Genomic DNA, 20910 nt, shown 5'->3' with positions numbered 1-20910 from the left:
GGTACGAAGAAATATGATGTGTCTGAATCGGGTATTATTTATAAATATGTACCTTTGCAATTCAGAAAGAAAATAGATATTTATGGAAATAGCAGCTTTAGTTTCAGGCGGAGTGGACAGTTCGGTCGTGGTACATATGTTGAAAGAGGCCGGATATGATCCAACGATCTTTTATATCCGTATCGGAATGGAAGACAAAGACGGGTATATTGATTGTCCGGCTGAGGAAGATATCGAAATCACTTCGTATATTGCCAAGAAATATGGATGTCGCTTCGAACAAGTTTCATTGCATGATGAATATTGGGATAAAGTGGTAAGTTATACCATTGATTCAGTGAAGCGAGGACTGACTCCGAATCCGGACATGATGTGTAATAAGTTCATCAAGTTCGGTTGCTTTGAAGAGAAATGGGGAAAAGACTTCGATAAAATAGCTACCGGTCATTATGCAACGACGACGGAAATCGATGGAAAGGTCTGGTTGTCGACAGCCAAGGATCCGGTGAAAGATCAGACAGACTTTCTGGGACAAATCACGCGGTTACAAATACAGAAGCTGATGTTTCCGATCGGGCATCTGATGAAAAGTGAGGTTCGTGCGATTGCTGAAGCTCAGAAATTGCCTAGTGCCAAACGCAAAGACAGTCAAGGTATCTGTTTCTTGGGGAAGATCAATTACAATGATTTCATCGAACGTTATCTGGGCAAGCGACCGGGAAAGATCATTGAACTGGAAACAGGCAAAGTCTTGGGTAAGCACAACGGATACTGGTTCCATACCATCGGTCAGCGAAAAGGCTTGGGACTAAGTGGTGGTCCGTGGTTTGTTATCAAGAAAGATATTCGCCGCAATATTATTTATGTATCCAATGGCTACGATCCGGAAACACAGTATGGCAAAGTGATCAATATGCAAGGCTTTGATTTTATCACCGAAGATATCTGGGGCGAATTTGACGATGCCAAGGAAATAACCTTTAAAGTACGTCATACTCCGGAATTTACCCATGGCTATATCCGTCGGATCGGAGATGTGTACCGTATTGAATCGGATGATAAGATACAAGGAATTGCTCCCGGCCAATATGGCGTGGTTTATGATAAAGACCATCATCTGTGTCTGGGTAGTGGGATGATCATTAATGATGATCAGACAGAAAAAGGTATATAAGACCTGTTATTCCTTATAAAATCGTATTTTTGTGCGTCAATAAACATCATAAAATAATAATAAGTATGCAGAAACCATCCATACCTAAAGGAACGAGAGACTTTTCGCCCGAAGAAATGGCGAAACGTAATTATATATTCAATACAATCCGTGAGGTCTATCATTTATACGGATTTCAGCAGATTGAAACGCCGGCTATGGAAAACCTGTCAACCTTGATGGGAAAATATGGCGAAGAAGGAGACAAGTTGCTCTTCAAGATCCTGAATTCGGGTGATTGCTTCTCGGGTATTTCCTGTGAAGAACTGCTGGAAAAGAATCCGGTGAAGTTTGCGGCAAAGGCTTGCGAGAAAGGTTTGCGTTATGACTTGACTGTACCGTTTGCCCGTTTTGTTGTACAGCATCGGAATGAGATTTCTTTCCCGTTCAAGCGTTATCAGATACAGCCGGTTTGGCGTGCCGATCGTCCGCAAAAAGGTCGTTATCGCGAATTCTATCAGTGTGACGGCGATGTGGTAGGTTCGGATTCCTTGATCAATGAAGTGGAACTGATCCAGATTATGGATGAAGTGTTCCATCGTTTTGGTATCCGGGTTTGTATCAAGATGAATAACCGGAAAATCCTGTCGGGAATCGCTGAAATTTTGGGTGCCGCAGATAAGATTGTTGATATCACAGTGGCTATCGACAAACTCGATAAGATCGGTTTGGAGAAGGTGAACGACGAGCTGCGCGAAAAAGGCCTTTCGGAAGATGCCATCAATAAACTGCAACCGGTGATTATGTTGAGCGGAACAAACCGGGAAAAGATCGCTTCTCTGAAGAACGTCTTGGCTGCATCTGAGACTGGATTGAAGGGTATTGCCGAAATGGAATTCATCTTGGATCGGATTGAGAAATTGGCTTTGCGTGCCGAATTGGAATTGGACTTGACGTTGGCTCGCGGTTTGAATTATTATACCGGTGCTATCTTCGAAGTGAAGGCGTTGGATGTGCAGATCGGAAGCATCACCGGTGGCGGTCGCTATGATAACCTGACAGGTGTGTTCGGAATGGAAGGTGTTTCAGGAGTAGGTATTTCTTTTGGTGCCGATCGTATCTTCGATGTTTTGAACCAGTTGGATTTGTATCCGAAAGATGCTTTGCAGACAACACAACTTCTGTTCGTTAATTTCGGAGCAAAAGAAGAAGCCTATCTGTTGCCTTTAGTGGCTCAGGTTCGGGCTGCCGGCATCCGTACCGAATTATATCCGGAGTCGGCCAAGATGAAGAAGCAAATGGGTTATGCCGATACGAAAAAAATCCCGTATGTGGCTATCGTCGGCGAAACCGAGATGTCAGAAGGCAAAATCAATGTCAAGAATATGATCACGGGTGAGCAGCAGTTGCTTACAGTGGATGAGTTGATAGCATTGTTTTAAGTTCTCAGATTTGTATTTAAGATATGTAAGAGTTACTGTTGTTGTGAAAGGCAATAGTAACTTTTTTTGTATCATATTTTAAGTACAGTAGAGGATATTTGTTTGTGAATGTGAAATTCTTTTGTTATAGATTACTTCAAAAGATGAAGAATTTAATAGGCTCTTTATTGATTTTGATAGTATAAAGGCTGCTATTTTATTTTATTTAATAAATTTGTAGCGTAATTTATATATAGAATATAATGATAGTCGTGTATGAAATATGTGCAATGCTACGAGGACTTATTGTGCAATTAAGTTCTGGTAATAGTCGAGCATTACGTGATATTATGGATGTATATCAGAAGCGCTTGTATAAGTATGCATTGCAATATGTCAAAAACGAATTTGTTGCAGAAGAAATAGTCGAGGATGTTTTTGTGGCCTTATGGAATAAGCATACAGAATTAAAAGATGTAGAAGATATAAGTGGTTTTTTGTTGGTTATAACCCGAAATTTGTGTTTGAACTATTTGCGGAAAAAACGTTTGGAAATGATAGATTTGGCTTCTTTGACAGAAGAACAAATTTATCAGCGTGGTAATTTATATGTCTTGGAAGATGAAACATTATGTTCTCTGGTCTCAAAAGACTATGAAGCGAAGTTGAATAATGTCCTTAATAAATTACCGGAAAAAACACGGCAGATCTTTTTGCTTAGTAGAAGAGATGGCTTGAAAAATAAAGAGATAGCAGAGAAGATGCAGCTATTGGAAAAATCAATTGAATATCATATTACGAAAGCTTTATTAGAGATACGGAAAGCTATTTTTGAGTAATTCTTTCCTTAATTACGGTTTAACATTTTTTTATTCAAAAACTCTCTTTTCATTTTAGGGTATACCTTTGTTTTATGTGTATTTTAATTTAGAGAAGGTTAATATTTTGAATATGTCAGATGAACTTTTGATTAAATATATACAAGGAGAATGCACGGAAGAAGAAAGTCGGGCTATTCTTTCTTGGATTGAAGAGAACGATAAAAATAAAACTCGGTATAAAGAGTTGATGTTGATTTGTTCTCTGACTGATTTCTATATGCCTTCTTATCAGAAAGAGAAGAAGCAAGTTTCGTGGATAAAAATAGCAATTGGTATAGCAGCTTGTAGTTTGGGGATTTTTTGGGGTTTGTCTAAGTTTGCAAATTCGAATCAAGATTCGATAGAAAAATATCAGGCGCTATTGAGTGATGTTGAGAAAAGAACAGAGATAACTTTGAAAGTAGCAGATAAGCAGATCGTTTCATTGAAAGATACTTCAGCTCTGATTAGTTATAATAACAATAGGAAGATTGTTATTAATGATTCAACTCAAATAGAAAAAAAAGAAGGGACGCAGTTAAATGCTGTGTTTGTCCCTTATGGTAAAAGAACAAAACTGGTTTTAGCCGATAGTTCGACGGTCTATCTTAATTCAGGTTCTTCTTTAGTTTATCCAGATGAGTTTGACTCAGACAAAAGAGAAGTCTATTTGGAAGGAGAAGCTTATTTTAAAGTAGTAAAAGATGGTAAAAGTTCTTTTTGTGTAAGGACTGCTTATAAATCTGTCGAAGTCTTGGGAACTCAATTTAATGTTCTTTCTGATCAGGAGGCTGAATTATTCCAGACAGTATTGGTTTCAGGAAAGATTGCATTGGATGGAAACAATGAAACGATGATTTTGGAACCGAATCAGTGTTATACTTATGCTGCAGATAATGCAGAAGAGAAACTTGAATCAGTAGATGTTTCTAATTACATATCTTGGATTGATGGACGGTTGAAATTTGAAAAGGAAGCTCTGAGTAATGTTATTAGAAAACTGGAAAAAATATATAATGTAAAAATTGTGCTAAAAGATAAAAATCTTGATGGGATGTTGATTTCAGGGAGGTTGGATTTGAAGAACACATTAGTAAGTATTTTAAATTCTTTGCTTTTTACCGTATCTTCAGGAGAGGTGGAATCGAAGTATGAAATAAAAGCTAACGGAAAATAACATATTAATAAAATCTAGTATTATGAAGTATTTGTTAAATTACCCCCCCCAATTGTTAATAAAACAAAAGGCAGTTAGACGGGTTTTGACAATTGGGTTGTGCAGTTGTATATCAGTTGGAATGTATGCAAATATTCTTGCTGATGAAGTTTCCTTAACTTGTAAGAACAAAACTTTAAAACAAGCCTTAGAACTAATAGAAGAACAGGCCGGTGTAAGTATTGTTTATTCAAACAATGTATTGGATGATGAAGCTAGAGTGACATGTAAGACAGAGAATGTTACTTTGGAAGAAATGTTGCGCATCCTGCTGAAAGATCAAAATTGTTCATTTAAAGTAGAAGATGGACAAGTGGTTCTCTACGCTTTAAATGATAAAAACACAGAAGATGCTGGACCGACGGTTACTCAGGAAGGTTTTAGAGTTAAAGGACGTGTTTTAGATGCAAATGGTCCTTTGATTGGTGTGAATATCATGGTGAAAGGAACGATGACCGGTGTTGTTTCGGATATGGATGGTAATTTTGAAATTATGGCTCCATATTCTGGTGCAAGCTTGGTGTTCTCTTATATTGGTTATCAAGCTCAGGAAGTTAAGATTAATGGGCGGAGTGATTTGACCATTAAGATGGTGGAAGACTCGAAAGCTTTGGAAGAAGTGGTTGTTGTCGGTTATACGACACAAAAGAAAGCAACCATAACGGGTTCTGTATCTACAATTACTACCAAAGACTTGAAACAAAGTCCAACAGCCAATTTGAATAATGCATTGGCTGGTCGAATGCCTGGTTTGATGGTTAATCAGTTTGGTGGTGGTGAACCAGGTGTAGATAGAGCTGATTTGAGAATCCGTGGTATGGGTACTTATGGTGATAAATCACCAATTGTTATTGTGGATGGAGTAGAACGTGACATGAGTTATCTGGCTCCTGAAGAAATCGAAACATTTACTATTTTGAAGGATGCTTCAGCAACGGCTCCTTATGGTGTACGTGGTGCCAATGGTGTTATCATCATTACAACAAAACGTGGTAAAGCTTCTGAAAAGCCAAGTGTGAATTTCAAAGCTTCTGTGGGAACAAACTCTCCAGTAAAATTCCCGAAATATTTAGGTTCAGCTGATTATGCGACTTTATATAATGAGGCGATGATCAACAGTAATCCGACAACCGATCCAAGTAAGTTGGAATTATTTACTGATGAAGCAATTGCTAATTATCGGAAGGCTAAAGGCGATAATTCAGATGGATTAGGTTATAATTGGGATTATTTCGATTATGCTTTCAAACCCGGCACGCAGCAAGATTATAGTTTGTCAATACGTGGTGGTTCTGAACGTGCCAGATATTATGTGATGGCTAACTATTATTCGCAAGGTGGAAACTACGAACATACAGATGTGACAGAAACTGATACACAAGCTAAGTTTAAACGATATAACTTTAGAGCGAATGTAGATGTGGATATTACCAAAGATTTTTATGTTCGCGTAGATTTAGGTGCTCGTATCACGGATCGATATGCTCCAGGTACTACGGCATCTCAAGTTGTAAAGTTATGTAATACTCTCCCTCCATATTTGCCAATTGTAGTAGAAAATAATGGTAATCCAGCCAATGAAACATATGAATTGAATAACCCATATGGTATGTTGTATGGAGATTACAAACATAGGAAGAATATCTTGGGGGAATTGTCAAGAAGAGGATATTTGCAGGAAAAGAATACCTATTTGAATGGATCGTTTGCTATTGGTCATAAATTAGATTTTATCACCAAAGGGTTAAAAATTGAAGGAATCTTCTCTTATGACGCTTCTGAAGGTAACTGGATTCACAGAAATTTGGGAGATCGGACTGAAGGCTATATGAATTTCTCTCAATATGCAACTTTCCAGCCGGCTGAAGGTAGTTATGGTTCAATCTATATGAATAATCCAAATTATACGGGTGCTTATATCTTAGGAAATCCATGGTATGATCAGGATGGTACAATTTCAAACTCGTTTAGCCATAATTCTTCTAACAGCAAAACTTATTACCAGTTGAAATTGGATTATTTGAGAAACTTTGGTGATCATGATGTTTCTGCTATGGTTTTGTTCAACCGTTCTAATACAACGATTGATAACCAAGTGCCATATCGTTATCAAGGTTTAACGGCTCGTGCTACTTATGCTTTCCAGAATAAATATTTAGCAGAGTTTAATATTGGATATAATGGATCAGAGAACTTTGCTCCAGGTAAACGTTATGGTACATTCCCCGCTGGATCTATCGGATGGGTTATTTCGCGTGAACGGTTTATGCAAGGAGCTGAAAAGTGGTTAAGTAACCTGAAACTGAGAGCTTCGTACGGTATGGTAGGTAGTGATATGATTTCAGGTAGCCGTTTCGGCTATTTGCAGTTCTTCCAAGGTGGTGATGGTTATTCATTTGGTGTAAATGAATTTGGTAATGGTTATTCTGGATTAAAAGAAGGTAATTTTGCGAATCCTAATCTGACTTGGGAAAAAGCACGTAAGTTGAATGTCGGACTTGATGCTTCTTTCTTCAATGAACGATTAACTTTCTCTGCTGATTATTTCTATGAACATCGTTATGATATTATTACAAGTTTGAGCGATGGAAATAAGTTAGGCTATCCAGGTATTGTAGGAAAAGATGCTCCGTTTATAAACTCGGGTATTGTTGATAATCGTGGTATTGACTTTGAAATTGGCTGGAACGGTAATATCGGTGAAGATTTCAGATACTATATTAAACCGAACTTTACGTTTGCTCGTAACAAGATCGTATTTATGAACGAAGTGGCTTATGAAAATGAATGGCGTGCGAATACAGGTAAGAGAATTGATGAATATTTCGTCTATGAATTTGATCACTTTGTATATGATCAGGCTGAAGCGGATAAGTTAAATGCCATGAATGGTGGATCAGGTTTCCAACCATGGGGTAAATTGTATCCGGGAGATGTGGTATATAAAGACCAGAACGGAGATGGAAAGATTGACGATGAACATGACCGCCGCGCCATGGGTAATCCGAGAACACCTGAAATCCAGTTTGGTATTCCTGTAGGTATTCAGTATAAAGGTTTTGATGTGAGTTTGTTGTTCCAAGGTGCTGCTAATACAAGTGTCTTGTTGAATGGTGCAGCTGTATGGGATTTCCCACAGTTTGACCAAGACCAGATTGGTAAGGTGAAGCCTATGCATTTCAATCGTTGGACTGAAGAAACGAAAGATGTGGCAACTTATCCACGTTTAACAATTGGTACAAACGATAATAATAAGAACTCAAATAGTAGTTTGTATTTGTATGATGCTTCATATCTGCGTTTGAAGAATGTGGAAATTGGATATACATTACCGAAACATCTTATCCGTTTTGCAGGATTACAAAATGTACGTTTTTATGTTCAAGGTATGAACTTATTGACGTTTGATGGATTGGATGACGTAGATGTGGATCCGGAAACAAATAATGGTGATGGATCATGGTATCCTATTCAGCGTATCTTTAATTTCGGTGTTGATATTACTTATTAATTTAGTTAGGAGAAAAAACAATGAAAAAAATAAATATTGTAGCAGGGTTGTTGGCTGGTTTGTTGAGTTTTACTTCGTGTAGTGATTATTTGGATCGTACTCCGGATGATCAGACAACAGAACAGCAGGTCTTTACTCGTTTTGACAAGGTTGAGTCTTTGGTGACCGATTTGTATGCAAGAGCGAAATATTCATTGCATCCGTTGATTTATTTCAGTCACTTTAGTTTGTCAAGTATTTCGGATGAGTGTAGTGCCAGTAGTCACGAAGGAGCTATTCCTCATCAGTTCCATGTAGGAAACTACGGACCGTCACAAGGTATGCCGGGTAGTGCGGGGCAGTATTGGGATGATATTTATTATGCTATTCGCAACGCAAATATCATTTTGGAAGGTGTGAAGAAATACAATACCCCGGATAATCCGCAAGATGGTCGTGAAGGCGATTTAAGACGTCGCATGGGAGAAGTTTATTTTTTGAGAGGTTACTTGCATTTGCAGCTGATTCGTTCATATGGTGAAGCCGTTTACATGGATCGGGTTATATATCCGGGCGATGATATGACCTTCGAGAAAGAGTCCTTCCATTCTATGGTTGAAAAGATTTGTGCGGATGCTGATTCAGCCTATGCTCGTGTGGATGCATGGAATGGAGGTCAATACTTTGGTCGAGTTGATAAAGGGGCTTGTTTAGGTTTGAAAGCTATGGCACGTTGGTTGGCTGCAACGCCTATGTGGAATGGTGGTACTTTACCTAATGATACGCGTGTTTTCAAAGATGAATATGGTTATGATCCGAAGCGTTGGGAATTAGCTAGAGATGCTGCTAAAGCTGTATTGGAATGTAAGAAAACAGATGGTTCGCTTCGTTATAAATTGTATGAGACATACGATAAGGACGACTTCCGGGATATTGACGGTAATGCTGAAACCAATAACCATAAAGTTCAACAGCGTTTGTGGCAGATGATGTATGACATGAATGCTATCCAGGATGAATGGGTTTGGTTTGTAACTCGTGATAAGGATACAGGTTGGTCTGGTGACGTATTACCTCCTTCTCAGGGTGGACACGCTCGTCAGCGTCCGTTGCAGGAACAGGTAGATGAATATGAATATATCGGTCCGGATGGATATGGTTATCCTATCTATTGTGATCATGCAGCAAAAGATGGTTATGATGATGCGAATCCGTACGAAGGTATTCAGCGTGACCCTCGTTTCTATCGCGATATCCGTTATCATGGTTCTTGGTATGGTGGTACTCAATTGAATACTGCTGAAGGTAACGATGCTGTTAGTGGTAGCTATTTGGATCAGGCTTCTCATACAGGATATTATCTGAGAAAGTTCTATAAAGATGGTTGGGACAGAGGTCATGGTGGTCACGTGATAAATGGTCCGGCAATCTGGCGTTTGCCTGAATTTATCTATATCTATTGTGAAGCTGTCAATGAATTGAGTGGTCCGAACGAAGAAATTTATGATTTGATCAATCAGGTACGTGCCCGTTCATTTATGGCTCCGATGCCGCCGGCTGTTAAGACGGATAAAGAGTTGATGAACGAATATATCCAGCGTGAACGTCGTGTGGAATTGTTCTATGAAAACAATCGTTATTGGACTTCTCGTTTGTATCTGGAACCGGAAAACTACGGTACTGAATCGAATGTTGATCCTTCAGACTGGCCTTATCCGAAGAACCAGCGTCAGTCTCATGGTATGAGACCGGTAGAAGATCCGAACGGTAAGATTGTTGTAAACGGTAAGACGTATCGTATGGAACGTTTCACGGTAGAGGATGGACGTGTATTTACTTCTCCGAAGTCTTATCTGTATCCGATTTTACAGGAAGAATTGAAGAGATGTCCGTCTTTAGTACAAAATCCGGGTTGGTAATGCCAATGTATAAATATTAGTGCTAATTTTGAGAGGCTATCCTTTTGGGGGATAGCCTCTTTTGGGAGATAGAGAGTTTTTCTTTTTATCTCTTTTATTCGTATTCCGGATAGAACGGTTTGAAACTGGTACCGCTACCAGAGGTAGAACTGCTGTCTGTATTCTTCGTTTTCGGGGTCAATTCCTGTTCCTTGTAGTGTTTGATCTGGGCGTTCAGTTCATCGATTAGTTGTCCGTATTCGTCGGCATTCTCTTCATCTACAATTGCCAGAGCGTTGATCTTCTTGATGATCTTGTTGTAGATTTCGTCCGTTTCGCTGCGGGCTGTCAGTACGGCGGCCTTCATCTTTCCGGCACTTCGGGCATCACGGGCTTGCAGGTTGGTGTCGACCGTTGTGTTGCCCTCTTTCATCATCGTGACGAACGGTGTCAATCCCAAAGAGGTGACCTGCGAGGTATAAGTCGTCTCCAGATCTTCAATGAGATTCTTCATCGCGCCCGTCTGCTTGATGAGCGACATGCGGGGCGACAAATTGAAATCAGACAAATGCTTGTCCAGCTTTTTGGCCGCTTCATATTGCTCGCCGCTTTTCAGGTACAAGAATCCTTTCAGCACTTGGGCATATCCGCTCAACCCGCTGTCGCGTTGGTCGTCGCCCACCTCGATCTCTTCGGTCAGGTCGTTTTTCCTCGATTGTACCAGCACTTCGTTTTCATTGTCCAGCTTTTCTTCGAAAATCGGCAGTTCCGTAGCCAGTTTCTCACCCAAAATAAGCAATGAACTCAGGTTTTTATACACGACATCCATATAATTGTAATGTGCGTAATTGGAAAACCGGCTAAGGGCGATGGTGTCAACTTGTTTTTCCATATTCATAGGCGTTTTAAAAATTAACAACTAAAAAACTGTGTGATAGACTTTTGCCGTGCTTCAAAATTTTCGTGCAGGCTTGCATGAATCTGTCGTAGCCCTACAAAAACCCCGTGTAGCCTGCAAGAACCCGTCGTAGGCCTACGGAAACGCCATGCAGCTTGCAAGAGACTTTTGTAGGCCTACGGAAACGCCGTGCAGCCTGCAAGAAGCTTTTGTAGGGCTACAAAAACGCCGTGCAGCCTGCATGGGACTTCTGTAGCCCTACACCGACTTCGTGCAGCTTACACGGAAACTTTGAAGCAAAACAAAGATCGCTCACGCCGATAAAAGTATAATAAAAAGTGGAAAAGAAGAAAGAATGAGGAATGATTTTCTCAAAAAACATTTGTTTTTATTTAAAAAAAGCTACTTTTGTGTAAGGCTTAGTATGATTTTTCTCTAGGCTATGCGAATTTATAATCAGTTGATAAAATCTCACAATTTAGCCATTGTATGAAAGCGAATACTATGTTTTACACGTTAAGACCTGATGTACTTGTCGGCCTTTTTTCTTATCGTTGGAAGTGAAAAAAATCATTAATCTAAAAAACAAAATACGATGAACAAACACATTTCTATTTTGGTAACCTTAGTCTTGGGGTTCTCCTGTACAGGTAAAAAACAAGCATCTCCGGAAGTGGATCAACAGAAAATACAACTGGTGGTCAGTGATAATGTCGGTAATATTCCTCGGGTTGAAAGTGGTTATACCGAGATTGATGCGACCGATATGAAAGCCTTGTCGTACACGGAATCAAGTGTTGAAAAAAGGTATGTTTTCGATCGGTAATCCCATTTGCCTGTATGGCGACTATTTTGTCACCTCATTCATCCCTGTTCCTATCAAGGAAAACGCGCATTTGCTCAATAAAGAGTATCTGAAAATCATGAATGCGGGTACGGATGATACAAATCCGGCATTGGTGTTTTATAAATTGAATCCGGCGTATGAGTAGTCTTTTTATGTTGAAATCAAATAATTCTCAACTAACTTTATACTTCAAGAAAATGAAAAAATATCTTTTATTATCCATCGTATTCAGCCTGTTTTTGTGTGGCTGTACCCAGAGACAAAACGAGGTTAAAAATCTATCGGGTATGGAGACTATTCCGATAACCGACTTTGAAACCTACAACGGAAGGTTTTCTGAGTTTGCGGAAGCAGTAGAAATGGTTCCATTAGAATTTACGGATGAATCCATTTTGGGGGGAATCAGAAAAGTGGTGCTGTCTGAAGACTTTATTTTTGTCCAGGATAAATCAAATAGGGGAGGCATTTACACATTCGACCGTAATGGTAAATTTTTATACCGAATAGGCAATCAGGGTCAAGGACCTGAAGAATGTTTGGCATTGTTTGATTTCTCTATCAATGAAAAAGACAAGCTGATTTATTTGCTTGATCAACCTCGGGGTAAGATATTGGTTTTTACCTTTGACAACCAATTTGTGAAAAGTATTCCTATGAATTATTATGCCAGTCTTTTTGAATACCAAGACGGGTTGTTCTATTTGTATACAGAGCATCCTCTTTTTTGTGACCCTCTCTATTCGCTGGTTATTAAAGACATGAATGGGGAACTGATTGGAAAACATTATCATATATTGAACGATGCTGAAAAACGGCATACTCATAACTGTATATTCCGTAAAAGAGAAAATGATATACTGTTTGCACAAGATATGAATGACTCAGTTTTTGTTTTGTCGGATGGAAAATTATCCCCTTTATATTATATCGACTATAAGGACAAGAGCATGACACCAGAGGATAGGGAAGATATAAAGTTACATGTTCGCCGCCCCATAGATATCCTCTTGGAAAAAAAGACAATTGCAGGAATTAAAGATATTTTTGAAATCAACGATAAGGTCTTTATCAAAAGTGTCAATGTGATTATCCCCGTTCTGACCATTTATGACAAAGTGAAAAAAGAAGTCAAGACTTACCAGTATTGGAACGACGATTTTCTGTTTATAGGAAGTGGCCATCCTATAGGCCAGTATAAAGACTACCTGCTTTTACTACGAGATGCAGAAGGTATACAAAGAAGCATGGATCATTTTGATAATCGGATAAAAGAAGGGGTTCTAACTAAAGAAAAGGCAGATGAACTAAGAAAAATGATCGAAGAGAAATTACCGAACATAGATACGGATGAATGTAATCCGGTTTTGTTTATGGTTAAAGTAAAGGAATGATTACCTTTGCATCTGAGTGTAATCTTCATTTTAATCTTCAGTTTTATGGATATAAATTCTATTGTCGTCAAATTTTAAAGGGTTTATATGAAAACACATACATTACTTGGTTCAATTATTTTGGTAGGTGGTTTGCTTTCTTGCCAGGGCAAACCCCAGTTAGAATGGGTCGCTTCTACGGAAACGGCTTGTTGGCAAACGGAAGAACCGCTTCCGGTGGCAGAGGCGAGTGTGGAACCTTTGGTCTCGATCAAGACAACCGATGTGCAACAGCAGATCGAAGGCTTTGGGGCCTGTTTCAATGAGTTGGGCTGGATGTCGTTGAATAAACTCGAACCGGCCGATCGGGAAAGGGTACTCGAAGAATTGTTTTATCCCGACTTCGGGGCCAACTTCACCATCGCTCGTATGCCGGTAGGCGCCAACGATTTCTCACGCGACTGGTATTCGTATGATGAACAGGCGGGCGATTTTGCCATGGAGTCGTTTACGATAGCCAATGATAAACAGACGCTGATTCCGTTTATCCAAAATGCCTTGAAGTATAATGCGGATTTGAAGCTGTGGGCTTCTCCGTGGTCGCCACCTTCGTGGATGAAGCATAACCAGCATTATGCAAGTGTTTCGACTCCGAAAACGGCGGGCAGCCTGAACAAGAAACTGCAAGAGGGCGAAAGTACGTATATGACAACCATTGTGGATAATGGTTTGCCGGAAGATCGTCAGGGGCGTGAAGGAACGGATATGTTCATCTGTGAGCCGGAATATTTCTCGGCCTATGCGCTTTATTTCTCCAAATTCATCGATGCCTATCGGAAAGAAGGCATTAACATCTCGATGGTGATGCCGCAGAATGAATTCAATTCGGCACAGATATTCCCGAGTTGTTGCTGGACGGCAGCCGGACTGGCCGAGTTTGTGGGTAACTATCTGGGCCCGGCCATGGAAGAGAAAGGTATCGAAGTGATGTTCGGAACGATGGAACGTCCGAATGCCGCCTTGGTAGATACCTTGCTGAATGATCCGGAGAGTAGCAAGTACATCCGTGGCGTCGGTTTCCAATGGGCCGGGAAAGGAGTCATCGCTTCCATTCACCAGCGTTATCCAGCGTTGAAGCTGTACCAGACAGAGCAGGAGTGTGGCGACGGAAAGAATACCTGGAACGCGGCATTGTACGCCTGGCAGTTGATGCAGCATTATCTGAACAACGGAACTTCGGCTTATCTGTATTGGAATATCTCGCTCGAAGACGGAGGTATCAGTCGCTGGGGCTGGGCTCAGAACTCTTTGGTAGTAGTCGATGCAGAGCGGAAATCCTATCGCTATACTCCGGAATATTATATCATGAAGCACGTCAGTCACTATGTGCAACCGCGCGCTTTCAAGCTGGCGGCCGATGGCGATGCAAAAGGATTACTGGCATTTGTTAATCCGGATCAGAGTATCGTAGTGGTGGTATCGAATGAATCTGCCGAACCGAAAGTATATCCGTTCTCTGTCGACGGACAAGTCTATGCTCCACAACTCGCTCCGCGTTCAATCAATACGTTTCTTTGGCGGAAATAAAGAGGCAAAGCAGGTACTTGCCGCTTTCCTAATAAGAGATAATCACCCTTAAAAATTAAGGTTGGAGAAAGAAAAAGTAGTTGTTTCATAGGAAGCAACTACTTTTTTTGTGTACATTTGCTTCAAATGATTCAACTTTAATTCTGATATATATGAACAATACGAGGAGAAAATTCTTCAAACAGAGTTTGGCAGGCGCCTTGTTGTTGGGTACATCAGCCATGTCGCACGCCGAAGAAAAGTCGCGGATTATTCCGAAGGCACCTAAGTCAGTCAATCCGTTCCAATTGGGAATGGCAGGTTATACATTCGTCAATTTCGACTTAGATACGACGCTTCGCACGATGCAGCGACTGGATGTCCATTATTTGTGTATCAAGGATTTCCATTTGCCATTGGATAGTACGGACGAACAGATCAAGGCTTTCCATGCCCGTTGTGCCGAATTTGGTGTTACCGGTTATGCCGTGGGACCAATTTACATGAAGAGTGAGGCGGAGATCGACCGAGCTTTCGAATATGCCAAACGGGTAGGAGTGAAGCTGATTGTCGGTGTTCCTAATTATGAGCTGTTGCCTTATGTGGATAAGAAAGTAAAGGAATACGATTTCCATTATGCGATCCATTTGCACGGACCCGATATCAAGACTTATCCGGATGCAACCGACGTCTGGAAGCATACGAAGGATTTGGATCCGCGTATCGGCATGTGTCTGGATGTAGGCCATGACTTGCGTAATGGCTGTAATCCGGTAACTGATTTGGAGAAGTATCATACGCGTGTATTCGATATGCACATCAAGGATGTGACCGATTCGACTAAAGCCGGACGCGGTATCGAAATAGGACGCGGAAAGATTGATTTCCCTGCCTTGATCCAGATGATGAGGAAGGTGAATTATACAGGTAAATGCAGCTTGGAATACGAGAAAGACATGAAAGATCCTTTCCTCGGAATTGCCGAGTCGATCGGGTATTTCAAGGCTGTAAGTGAATTAATTTGATGACAGTGAAGGCAACTTGCCTTCAGTAATTGGGTGATATATGAAAAAGGAGATATACTTAGGAGGCTTGTCGTTCTTGTTGACAGCTTGTGGAGGAATCAATTATGTAGGGATCGAAACCTGTAATCCGGGTGAGGTTACTTTTCCACAGGATGTCCGGAAGGTATTGATGGTGAATAATGCGATGGCGCAGCCCGAAAAGTCGGGTTATACTTATTCCCTGTTGGGAGTAGTTCAGGATACGGCACAGGCAAAGGCCGACAGTGCTTTGTTCGATTTGTGCGCCGCTTGTGGAACCTCTATGCTGGATGCTTCTTATTTTGAGGATGTTCTCCTTTTTCATGATCCGTTGCGTGATTCGGGAAGCAGTTTGATGGATCGGAAACTGACGCGCGATCAGGTGGCATCTTTATGCCGTTCAAATGGAGCGGATGCTATTATCTCGTTGGATAAGATGCTTTTCGCGATGGAACGTGAGGATGTGAATGTTGGTGCCGGTTTTTTGAGTGGAACCATCACCGTGAAGATGCAAGGAATCATGCGGGCCTATTTGCCGGGGCGTGACAATGCCTTGGCTACGGTGTTGATAGAAGATTCGGTCGAGTTTCAGCAAGCTGCCGAGAATTTGCGGATGTTGAATTATTATCTGCCAACGGCCAACGAGGCATTACGGATAGCGGCTTCGGCATTGGGCGGTAAAGTTTCGGGTTATTTCGTTCCTCATTGGAGTGAAGAAACACGTTGGTATTATAATAATGCCAATTCACGTTGGAAAGAAGCGGCCGCATTCGCTTCATCCAGTAAGTGGGAACAAGCCGAGGCAATTTGGAAACGGGTCTTCGAGGTTACATCTTCGAAAAGCCAGCAGGCCAAGTTGGCTTCCAATATTGCGCTTTGCTACGAAATGCAAAGCCAATTGAAATCTGCACATGAATGGGCACAGAAATCGTATGAGTTGTTTCTGGCCTCCGAAGGCGAAAAGAACCGGAATACAGAATTGTTGAAGGCTTATGCTGAGGTACTGAAAGAACGAATTCTGGCAGATAAGAAACTAAATACACAAATTGGTAGCAGATAATCCAAATTATTACTACTTTTGGTAATTCAAATGAATAAAATAAAGAAAGGATTATAATTATGGCAGCAAGTCCGTCGCAAATACAATCGGTTTTAGAATCATTTCTGACTTCAGCCATCCAGAAAATGGTGGAAGATACCAAACTCAATGACATCAGTGATATTTATCTGCAGGCTGATGCAGAAAGTGGAGAACTGCAGGTGTATGATGAAGAAGAGAATCTGGTTGACAAAACCATCATTTTTGATTGGGTAAACAACTCGGAAGAAGAATCCGTTTTCAATAAACGTGTTGCTTCGGCTGTGAAACAAGCCTTGTCTGCTTTGGCTTCCAAGAATGTATTTGAGAATTCGCACTTTGTCAAACCGTTGTCAATTAGTCTGACCGACGAATCGTTTGTTGTCATTGAAGAACTGTTGTTCCTCGACGACGATACCTTGCGTCTTGACGATCCGCTTCTGAAAGATTTGGATGCAGATTTAGATGATTTTTTGGCTAAACTTCTTTCAGATGTCGAATAGAGTTTATATCTTTGCGGCGGTTTAAGAAAAATCATTGCCGAAATGGCTCAGTTGGTAGAGCAACGCATTCGTAATGCGTAGGTCACGGGTTCGAGTCCCGTTTTCGGCTCTAATTATAAAGCAGTTATCTTTTTGAAGGTAACTGCTTTTTTTATGTCTGAATGCGTATTTGGGGATTTTCTTGTTTTCCCTATAATATATCAATCTTTAAGTTTTACAATCATCAGAACTGGATTATCCTCTGCATCAACTTTTTTCATAACTAAATCTTTAAATCTATTCACAGCAGATTTAGGGCCTTTAGCTGGTCGCTTCTTTGATAAACACTTTTCTCCTTTATCAATAAACTCACCTGCCTGAAAACAGGTTCTGATATAGTTATTCTTTTGACCATAAATTGGATACATATTTAAGAAATCAATTCCTCCATCATAATCATTCGGGAAACCATCACTTGCGAACTTATACACCTTACGTTCTTTTTTGTCATAATAACAACTATGAAATTTCCACTTATAAAAATAGTGCATCAACAGCTTGTTGGATGTCTCTGCAATCTCTGTAATAACAACTTTGTTATTGATATGATTCTCGAAGTTCTTTATATCGGCTTGTATTTCGGGTGTTATTTTGTACTTCCCCAAATTAAGTACATACTTAGGAATGAATTGGTTCAACCCATTGATCGTATATACCGTATCGTTCAGATATTCCCGTACATGCAACTGATTCTGATAGATATAAACCGGATTTATTTCTTTGCATTTATAAGAAAGACGCCATTGAGAATCTTTTTTTAGGGAAATAGAAACAGATGGTATAGCTTCCTTTACTAGATTTCCTGTTTGATTATAGATATCATAAACATAATAGGTCGAATCCCGAAAAATATAACTTTCTGCTACACGTAAAAATTGTTCATTAAAATAAGATGCGACATATCTATCATCAATAGGAAAAGATGTAGACCAAATAAAATTTCCTTCCTTATCAAAAATAAGAACTTTACTAGCATCATCTATCACAATGTGATTTGAATTGAGGAAAATGTTATGTATGCCATTAAATTCTCGTGGGCCTTCACCTTTAGTTCCTATTGTACGAATGAAATGCCCTTGCCTATCAAAAAGATAAAGTGTATTACAATTATAATAACCAATTATGATATGAGTTTCGTCAAAATCAAAATACACATTCTCGCCTATCAAACATTCGTCTTTCGTTTCCAATGGAATATATTCGATCGATTCAGCAATATCTCCCAATCCCAAATCTGACACTTCTATTTCTTCCGGATCCAAGCTAATTTCAATCGGTGTCTGTGAAAAACAGTTGAAGAAATTCAAACACCATATTAAAAGGAATATTTTTTTCATATCGTTAGTCATATACGTAAATACCAATTGAAAAATGCACCAATAAAAGGATGTCCAAAGGAATAAAAGAACACCGAATTAAACAATAAGATGAATTAGGTTTTGAGCATCTTTAACTCTTACAGGATCAGTCAATCTTGATTTCCGATTCATTTATCTGTTTACCTGTTTTTAAAGATTACTGTTTTTTCTCAACATTGTATGCATTATCTTTGTTTACATAAATAGATAATCATTAAAAGCAGAAAGTATGAAGCGAGTTTATTTGTTGATATTGGCGTTGGTCGCCTGGATGGCTGTTCCGGCTCAAGCCCAGTTTAAGTGGGGTATTAAAGGTGGTGCCAATATTTCGAGCATCCATTTTTCGGATTTACCGGAAACTTTTTCTACTGATAACCTGACCGGTTTCCATATCGGACCAACAATCGAGTTGATGGCTCCGTTTATTGGATTGGGCTTTGATGCTTCTATCCTGTATTCGCAAACAGGTATGGAAATAGGTACGCAGAAGATTAAGTCGGATTATTTGAATGTTCCGGTCAATTTGAAATGGAAGATTGGTATTCCAGCCGTGAAGGTGTTTGCTGCTGCTGGTCCATATGTGGGTTTCCGCTTGGGAGGTGGTAAAATCTGGGATGTTTTGAGTGACCAAATCGAATCCAAATCGTTCAGTGCCGGATTGAATCTGGGTGCTGGTGTGGAATTGATTCAGCATTTACAGATTAGTGCGACTTATCAGTTGGGCTTGACCGACAATTATAGCGTGAAGCAGTTGAAAATTGACGGTAAAAACCGTGGTTGGATGATTTCGGCTGCGATCTTGTTCTAAGGAAAAACGTTTACTTAAAATAGAAAACCGACAAATGAAGTGAAAAACTTTAGTTTGTCGGTTTTTTGTGTTATTTTTAGGTCGTGTTTAACGTTAGAAAATTGTAATACGACCAATAATATTTTTCATGAAAAACATTTATCTCTTATTTATTCTAACATTGCTTTGTGCATGTCGTCATCAGCCTGGAAATAAAAGCGGTGATCTGATTGAACTTTTTGTTGATGACCAATATGAAGTAAAGAATTTATCTGAATTAGTGGAGTCCATTCGAGTAATACCTTTAGAAACTACCGATCAATCGTTGATTGGCTCGATTGCAGATTTAGGATATGATGATGGGAATATCTTTGTGCTAGACGGATATAATCAGCTGGTTTCTCAATTTGATGAGAACGGACAATTTATAAGAAAGCTGGTACAAAAAGGAAATGGACCAGACGACATACAACATCCGCAAATGTTTTCAATAGACAAACTACACAATGAAGTCTGGCTTTCGAATAATACCAATTTTATGCGATTCGATTATCATGGAAATTATTTAGGAAAGAGAGATTATCAGATAGGCTTCACCGATTGGTATGTTGATGAAGATTATGATATCTATTTTTATACAGGAAAAAACGACAACGCTCATAATGAGGATGGATTTATGACAGGCGATTTGACTTTATTGACAACAAATGATCAAAAGAAGACTTGGTTTAAATCGGATATAATAGGTTATTATAAACCTAACATGACAAAAGTATCTTTTGGTTCTTCACATCCATTTTCTCCTCAGCCTGATGGAAGCGTAACTTTTAGCTATACTTTCAATGATACGATTTATTGTATAAAGAATAAGCAAATATATCCTAAGTATTGTGTGCACCTGACGGGCAATAGTCTTCCATCTGAAAAGCTGGATAATATGCCCGGAGAGGAGATTGACAAATATATTCAGGAACATCCTTCTTTGCAGTGGAACATGAATAGTGTTTTTGAGACGCCTGCCTATTTGTTATTTGGCTATGGGATCGGATTTCATGCTTGGGCATGGGTGCTTTATGAGAAAGCAACTAAGAAAATGACAAATGTCCAGATAAAGGACGATTTGTTTGGAAGTACCTTTCTGCCGATAAAAGATTCTTCAGGAGACTCCTTTTGGGCTGCTATGATGGTTGAAAATATGGAATTGAATCCCAAGTTGACCGAATTTATCGGAAAAGAGAAGTATGAGAGATTAAAGATGCTTTCACCTGAAGATAATCCTGTCATATTGGAGTTCACGTTTAAAGAGAAGTTCTGAAGGGTGAAATCTAAACTTTTCTTGTGGGTAAAATCAGTCGGATTGATAGAGTGGCTGATTTTTCTTAT

At 39.7% G+C, this 20910-nt stretch carries 17 protein-coding genes and 1 tRNA gene; 16 read left to right on the top strand and 2 right to left on the bottom strand.

Features of this window, described 5'->3' with window-relative positions; genetic code table 11:
• The first annotated feature begins 82 nt into the window (after window positions 1-82).
• From mnmA to MUN53_RS01245, 6 genes are all read left to right on the top strand, one after another.
• The gene (gene mnmA, locus MUN53_RS01270; RefSeq protein ID WP_243323098.1) at window positions 83-1174 is read left to right on the top strand and encodes a tRNA 2-thiouridine(34) synthase MnmA; all 1092 of its coding nucleotides are present in this window, start codon (window positions 83-85) and stop codon (window positions 1172-1174) included.
• A gap of 65 nt (window positions 1175-1239) precedes the next feature.
• On the top strand, window positions 1240-2595 hold the full coding sequence (gene hisS, locus MUN53_RS01265; RefSeq protein WP_243323097.1) for a histidine--tRNA ligase: 1356 nt from the start codon (window positions 1240-1242) through the stop codon (window positions 2593-2595).
• Window positions 2596-2837: 242 nt separating this feature from the next.
• Window positions 2838-3413 carry an RNA polymerase sigma-70 factor gene (locus MUN53_RS01260; protein WP_243323096.1) on the top strand — a complete coding sequence of 192 codons (576 nt, stop codon included), beginning with the start codon at window positions 2838-2840 and terminating at the stop codon, window positions 3411-3413.
• A 112-nt stretch (window positions 3414-3525) separates the two neighbouring features.
• Entirely contained in the window at window positions 3526-4611 is a 1086-nt protein-coding gene (locus MUN53_RS01255) for a FecR family protein (RefSeq protein ID WP_243323095.1), read from the top strand.
• Between the two features lie 121 nt (window positions 4612-4732).
• Window positions 4733-8161: a TonB-dependent receptor gene (locus tag MUN53_RS01250; RefSeq protein ID WP_243323094.1), complete on the top strand. Its 3429-nt coding sequence runs from the start codon at window positions 4733-4735 to the stop codon at window positions 8159-8161.
• Window positions 8162-8181: 20 nt separating this feature from the next.
• Entirely contained in the window at window positions 8182-10059 is a 1878-nt protein-coding gene (locus MUN53_RS01245; protein WP_243323092.1) for a RagB/SusD family nutrient uptake outer membrane protein, read from the top strand.
• Window positions 10060-10153: 94 nt separating this feature from the next.
• On the opposite strand, the gene MUN53_RS01240 is transcribed toward MUN53_RS01245, so the two are convergent.
• Window positions 10154-10930 (bottom strand): DUF6261 family protein, encoded by a 777-nt coding sequence (locus tag MUN53_RS01240; protein WP_243323090.1) that lies wholly within the window; start codon window positions 10928-10930, stop codon window positions 10154-10156.
• Window positions 10931-11531: 601 nt separating this feature from the next.
• Between MUN53_RS01240 and MUN53_RS01235 the strand changes: the two genes are divergently transcribed.
• The 8 genes from MUN53_RS01235 to MUN53_RS01200 all read left to right on the top strand — a co-directional run bounded on the left by MUN53_RS01235 (window position 11532) and on the right by MUN53_RS01200 (window position 17452).
• Window positions 11532-11762 (top strand): hypothetical protein, encoded by a 231-nt coding sequence (locus MUN53_RS01235; protein WP_243323088.1) that lies wholly within the window; start codon window positions 11532-11534, stop codon window positions 11760-11762.
• Complete coding sequence (locus MUN53_RS01230; RefSeq protein WP_243323086.1) at window positions 11746-11928, top strand: hypothetical protein; 183 nt, start codon at window positions 11746-11748, stop codon at window positions 11926-11928. Before MUN53_RS01235 ends, MUN53_RS01230 begins: the two co-directional genes overlap by 17 nt.
• A gap of 52 nt (window positions 11929-11980) precedes the next feature.
• Window positions 11981-13174 (top strand): 6-bladed beta-propeller, encoded by a 1194-nt coding sequence (locus MUN53_RS01225; RefSeq protein WP_243323084.1) that lies wholly within the window; start codon window positions 11981-11983, stop codon window positions 13172-13174.
• Window positions 13175-13261: 87 nt separating this feature from the next.
• Window positions 13262-14740 (top strand): glycoside hydrolase family 30 protein, encoded by a 1479-nt coding sequence (locus MUN53_RS01220; protein ID WP_243323082.1) that lies wholly within the window; start codon window positions 13262-13264, stop codon window positions 14738-14740.
• A gap of 152 nt (window positions 14741-14892) precedes the next feature.
• Complete coding sequence (locus MUN53_RS01215; RefSeq protein ID WP_243323081.1) at window positions 14893-15744, top strand: sugar phosphate isomerase/epimerase family protein; 852 nt, start codon at window positions 14893-14895, stop codon at window positions 15742-15744.
• A 40-nt stretch (window positions 15745-15784) separates the two neighbouring features.
• Window positions 15785-16822: a DUF6340 family protein gene (locus MUN53_RS01210; protein ID WP_022455274.1), complete on the top strand. Its 1038-nt coding sequence runs from the start codon at window positions 15785-15787 to the stop codon at window positions 16820-16822.
• 59 nt (window positions 16823-16881) lie between these two features.
• Window positions 16882-17343: a hypothetical protein gene (locus MUN53_RS01205; RefSeq protein WP_022455275.1), complete on the top strand. Its 462-nt coding sequence runs from the start codon at window positions 16882-16884 to the stop codon at window positions 17341-17343.
• 36 nt (window positions 17344-17379) lie between these two features.
• Window positions 17380-17452 (top strand) — tRNA-Thr (locus MUN53_RS01200).
• Window positions 17453-17543: 91 nt separating this feature from the next.
• Here the strand turns inward: MUN53_RS01200 and MUN53_RS01195 are convergent.
• On the bottom strand, window positions 17544-18719 hold the full coding sequence (locus MUN53_RS01195; protein ID WP_243323079.1) for a 6-bladed beta-propeller: 1176 nt from the start codon (window positions 18717-18719) through the stop codon (window positions 17544-17546).
• Window positions 18720-18969: 250 nt separating this feature from the next.
• Here MUN53_RS01195 and MUN53_RS01190 point away from each other — a divergent pair, with 250 nt between their 5' ends.
• Both MUN53_RS01190 and MUN53_RS01185 read left to right on the top strand, forming a co-directional pair.
• On the top strand, window positions 18970-19548 hold the full coding sequence (locus MUN53_RS01190) for a porin family protein (RefSeq protein WP_022455277.1): 579 nt from the start codon (window positions 18970-18972) through the stop codon (window positions 19546-19548).
• Window positions 19549-19675: 127 nt separating this feature from the next.
• Window positions 19676-20842 (top strand): 6-bladed beta-propeller, encoded by a 1167-nt coding sequence (locus MUN53_RS01185; protein WP_243323076.1) that lies wholly within the window; start codon window positions 19676-19678, stop codon window positions 20840-20842.
• The last annotated feature ends 68 nt before the right edge of the window (window positions 20843-20910 follow it).

Source organism: Parabacteroides faecalis (assembly GCF_022809355.1).
In the GTDB taxonomy this organism is placed as follows: Bacteria; Bacteroidota; Bacteroidia; order Bacteroidales; family Tannerellaceae; genus Parabacteroides; species Parabacteroides faecalis.
This window is presented reverse-complemented; position numbering and strand designations above follow the sequence as displayed.